This window comes from Micromonospora sp. M42 (assembly GCF_000568915.1).
Taxonomy (GTDB): Bacteria; Actinomycetota; Actinomycetes; order Mycobacteriales; family Micromonosporaceae; genus Micromonospora; species Micromonospora chalcea.
Map to the genome: position 1 here is coordinate 864,825 of NZ_KK037233.1, position 3,866 is coordinate 868,690.

A 3,866-nucleotide genomic window follows, 5' to 3' on the forward strand; every position below is an offset into this window, starting at 1 on the left:
CGGGATCGCGTCGAGCGTGCGGCGCAGGATCTGCTCGTTGCCGGCGGTGCCGCCGCCGAAGCTGCTGATCGTCACCGTGTACGTGCCCTTGCCGTCGATCAGCACCGCCTCGCCGCGCACGTCCTTGACCGCGAGGTAACCCCGCTCGCCCCGGTCCAGGTCGACGACCTTCTCGTACTGCTGGCCGGCCTGCTCGTGCTGGTAGTCGTAGGTGGCCTTGCCGGCGGTGGCCGAGGCCGTGGTGACCGCCAGCTGGGCGATGCCGTCGCCGAACGAGCAGTTGCCCTCGTCGCGCAGCTTCCGGTCGACCAGTTCGGAGACCTGGGCGGCGGTGAACGGGCACGGCGGCCGCACGTCGTCCACCGCGCCCGCGTCGGTGTCGCCGCCGTCCTCGCCCGCCACGGTGTCGGCCGCGCCTCCGTCGAGCACGTCGCCGCCGGAGTCGCACCCGGCCGGCGCGAGCAGGGCGAGCAGCAACAGGGGCAGCGCCAGGCGGGCGCGGTGGAGACGGGCGGTCCGGGCCGGTGTGAGCGCGTCAGTTGCCATGCCTGCGACGCTAGGCGCGACGTCACCGCCGGTAATCGGGAATTTCCCTATGCGGTGACCTTGGCGGCAGGCTCGCGCGCCCCGGTAGGCGGCGCGTCCGGGCCGCCGCGCCGCCCCACCCGGACGGCGAGCCGATCCAGGTAGCCGACCATGAGCGCGACGAACAACACCACGAACAGGATCAGCATGGGCAGCGGCAGGACCAGGCCCAGCGGAAGCTCGCCCCCGGCGCCGAAGGCGCGGCCGGCGATCATCTGCACCAGCGCGGGAGCGGTGAGGCTGTCCGGGCCCCGGCCCACGAGCATCGACCACAACGGCGACTGGGCGTGTGCCAGCCAGGTCGGCAACGCGGTCACGGCCAGCATCGGCAGCGCCGGCAGCAGCAGCGTACGGCCGGCGCCGCCGCCGGAACGCCACCGCTCGTGCTGGCCCCGGAACAGCAGCGTGAACGCGAACAGCGCGGGCACCGACAGCCAGGTCGGCGGCACCAGGCCGAGGAACAGGCCCAGCTGTTCGCGCTCCGTCGTGCGTTCGAAATTGGCGATGGCCAGCGGGCCGGCGCCGACGAACAACCACGGCGCGAACGGCACCAGCAGCAGCTCGCTCCAGCGCCCCAGCGGGCGCAGCGCGCCGATCCCGAACCCGGCCAGCGCCGCGACCGTCACCGCGACGAGTGTGGACAGCAGCGGCGGCACCCAGGTGTTGGCGAACAGGTTCGCCGTCTCGACCCCCTTGGGCAGGGGCCCGGTGTCGGCGGAGAAGTTCCGCAGCCACGGCAGCGACGCCCAGACGGTCACGCCGAGGACGACGACGAGCGCGACAGCGGTCAGCCCGACGAGCAGCGGCCGGCGGCCGGTGAAGGACTCCGCCTCCCGGACGGCCGGGCCGTCCCGCCAGCCGTCGAACTCGATGCGCAGCCGGGTGGCCAGCATGAGCGCCACCGCGGCCATCCCGAGCAGCCCGAGCAGCACCAGCAGCAGCGTCGACGTGGCGGACCCGACACCGAAGCGCATCGTCCGGAAGGTGGTCTGCACGGCGGTGAACACCGGCGTCGCAGTGGATTCGCCGCGCGGCCCGCCGCCGGTCAGGATCACCGGGGCGGTGTAGGTCTGCAGGGCGGCGGCGAGGACGCCCAGGCCGAGCAGCCCGCCGACGGTCAGCATGGCGGGCGCGGGCCGCTGGTCGGGGTCCCGCCGGCGCAGGGCGCTCAGGTACAGCGTCGCGGCCACCGCGACGACCAGCCCGAACGTCACCTGTGCCAGCGCCGAGACGAGGAACGTCCGGGGGGACTGCAGATCCTGGGTCAGGGTGCCGTCCTCGATGCCCTCGGCGCGCCGGCCGAGGTACACCGCGACCGGCGCGTACGCGGCGAGCGGCAGCGCCAGCACGCCCCGGGTGACCAGGCGGGCGACCCGGCCGGCCCGGTCGGCGAGGACGGCGAGCAGCGGCGCGGCGAGCAGCGCCACCGCCAGCGGGATCAGGGCGAGCAGCACCGCGAACCCGACCTGCCCGGCGAAGCCGGAGGTGAGGGCGGCCTCGTAGTTCGCCGTACCGGCCGACTCGCCCGAGCCGCGCGGCCCGTCACCCTGGAAGCTGCGGGCTACTGTGGACAGAGTGGGCAGGACGTACGACCAGACCCAGGCGATCACGGCCGGGACGATCAGCGCCAGCCCGATCAGGGTCCGCGCCGGGCGGTTCGGCTGGGTGTGCTGGGGCGCTGGCGCCTGCGGTGTTGCCGGCTGATTCATCGGGACATCCACCCTCGAAGATCGACGATCACGGCCGTCGCGACGGTAACCGATGCCGTCCACGTCGGCAGCGCGACCGGACCGCTGCCGGGCGGGGCGGCTACTGTCGCAACCGTGCGGAGCAAGCAGGAGCTGACCACGGCGATCCGGGGACGACGGCGGGCGGCGCTGGTGGTCAACGCCCACTCCCGCCGTGGCCGGCGGCTCTACGACACCGTCCACGCACGCCTGCGCGCGGCCGGGTTCACGCTGCTCGGCGCGTACCCGGTGGACCGGCCCGGCGAACTGGACCGGGTGCTCGCCGAGGCCGCCGACCTCGGGCCGGACCTGCTGGTCACCGGCGGCGGCGACGGCACCGTCGGCGCGGCCGCCCGGCTGCTCGCCCACCGGGACGTCGCGCTGGGTCTGCTGCCGCTGGGCACCACCAACAACTTCGCCCGCACCGTCGGCGTGCCGCTCGACCTGGACGCCGCGATCGCGGTGCTCACCGACGGCAAGGTGATCGACGTCGACCTGGGCCTGATCGGCGACACCCGGTTCACCAACCACGTCGGGATCGGGCTGTCCGCCGACATCATGCAGGCCGCGCCGCCGGGGCTGAAGCGGGCCGCCGGGCGGCTCGCGTACCCGATGACCGGGCTGGGTCTGCTGGCCCGGCACCGGCCGCTGCGCGTGACGGTCCGCGCCGAGGGACGCGAGCACACGTTCACCACCCATCAGGTGTACGTGGCAAACGGCGGTTTCCACGCCGGCCGCCCGATCACCGCCGACGCCACCGCCGACGACCGGCTGCTGGTCGCGTACCCGGTGGGTGGGCCGACCCGGCGCGGGCTGCTGCGCGAGACGGCGCGCAACGCGGCGGCCGGCCACCGCCGCACGCTCTGCGACGAGCCGTTCCTGGCGGTACGCCAGCTGTGGCTGGACACCGACCGGCCGGCCCGCATCGAGGTCGACGGCGAGCCGTACGGGCAGACCCCGGTCCGGATCGGTCTGGACCCGAACGCGCTGCGGCTGATGGCCCGGGCGGACAGCCCGGACCACTGAGCCGGTCAGGCCCAGTGCTCCTCGTCGGGCAGCGGGATCTCCGTGTTCTGCTCCACCGCGTCGGAGGCGGTCAGATCGTCGCGTACCGACTCGCCCAGGCCGGCGCGGTCGCTCGGCGGGCGCAGCACGCCCTGCTCGGCCAGGTCCGCCTCGCTCGCCTCGGGCACCGCCCTGTCTACCGTGTCGGGTGGCCCGACGAGCGTCTCGTCCTGCCGCTGTTCCTGCGCGTCGGCCTCGGGCGGGCGGCGCAGCGCGTCCTCGCTCACGCGGTGCGCCGCACGTACGGGGCGCTCTGGTCGGCCACGTCGCCGTACTCGGCGGGAAGCTGCGTGACGACCTGGGTGTACGCGGCCGGGTCGACGGCGTCGCGCAGCACGTCGAACACCGCCGTGATGCCGTCGCGGGCGGCGTCCACGTCCACGTCGGCGCGTCCGCTCACCCGCTCCACGAACACGTCGAGCCCGAACGGCTCGGCCGCCTCGGCCGGGCCGAACGCGTAGGCCCGCAGCGCCTCGGGCAGCTGGTCGG

The 3,866-nt window shown here is 74.8% G+C and carries 5 protein-coding genes; 1 reads left to right on the forward strand and 4 read right to left on the reverse strand.

Annotated elements, in window-relative coordinates:
- Both MCBG_RS03570 and MCBG_RS03575 read right to left on the reverse strand, forming a co-directional pair.
- Positions 1-546, reverse strand: a 546-nt coding sequence (locus MCBG_RS03570; RefSeq protein WP_043323851.1) for a hypothetical protein, incomplete at its 3' end; no start/stop codon positions are given.
- Positions 547-593: 47 nt separating this feature from the next.
- Complete coding sequence (locus MCBG_RS03575) at positions 594-2,294, reverse strand: sugar ABC transporter permease (RefSeq protein WP_223201043.1); 1,701 nt, start codon at positions 2,292-2,294, stop codon at positions 594-596.
- A gap of 114 nt (positions 2,295-2,408) precedes the next feature.
- Between MCBG_RS03575 and MCBG_RS03580 the strand changes: the two genes are divergently transcribed.
- Positions 2,409-3,338, forward strand: a complete 930-nt coding sequence (locus MCBG_RS03580) for a diacylglycerol/lipid kinase family protein (protein ID WP_043323853.1) — start codon at positions 2,409-2,411, stop codon at positions 3,336-3,338.
- A gap of 5 nt (positions 3,339-3,343) precedes the next feature.
- Here the strand turns inward: MCBG_RS03580 and MCBG_RS03585 are convergent, their stop codons facing one another.
- Together MCBG_RS03585 and MCBG_RS03590 are read right to left on the reverse strand one after the other, a co-directional pair.
- Entirely contained in the window at positions 3,344-3,604 is a 261-nt protein-coding gene (locus MCBG_RS03585; protein ID WP_043323854.1) for a hypothetical protein, read from the reverse strand.
- On the reverse strand, positions 3,601-3,866 hold a 266-nt coding region (locus MCBG_RS03590), incomplete at its 5' end, for a DUF2267 domain-containing protein (RefSeq protein ID WP_043323856.1). The genes MCBG_RS03590 and MCBG_RS03585, both read right to left, overlap by 4 nt.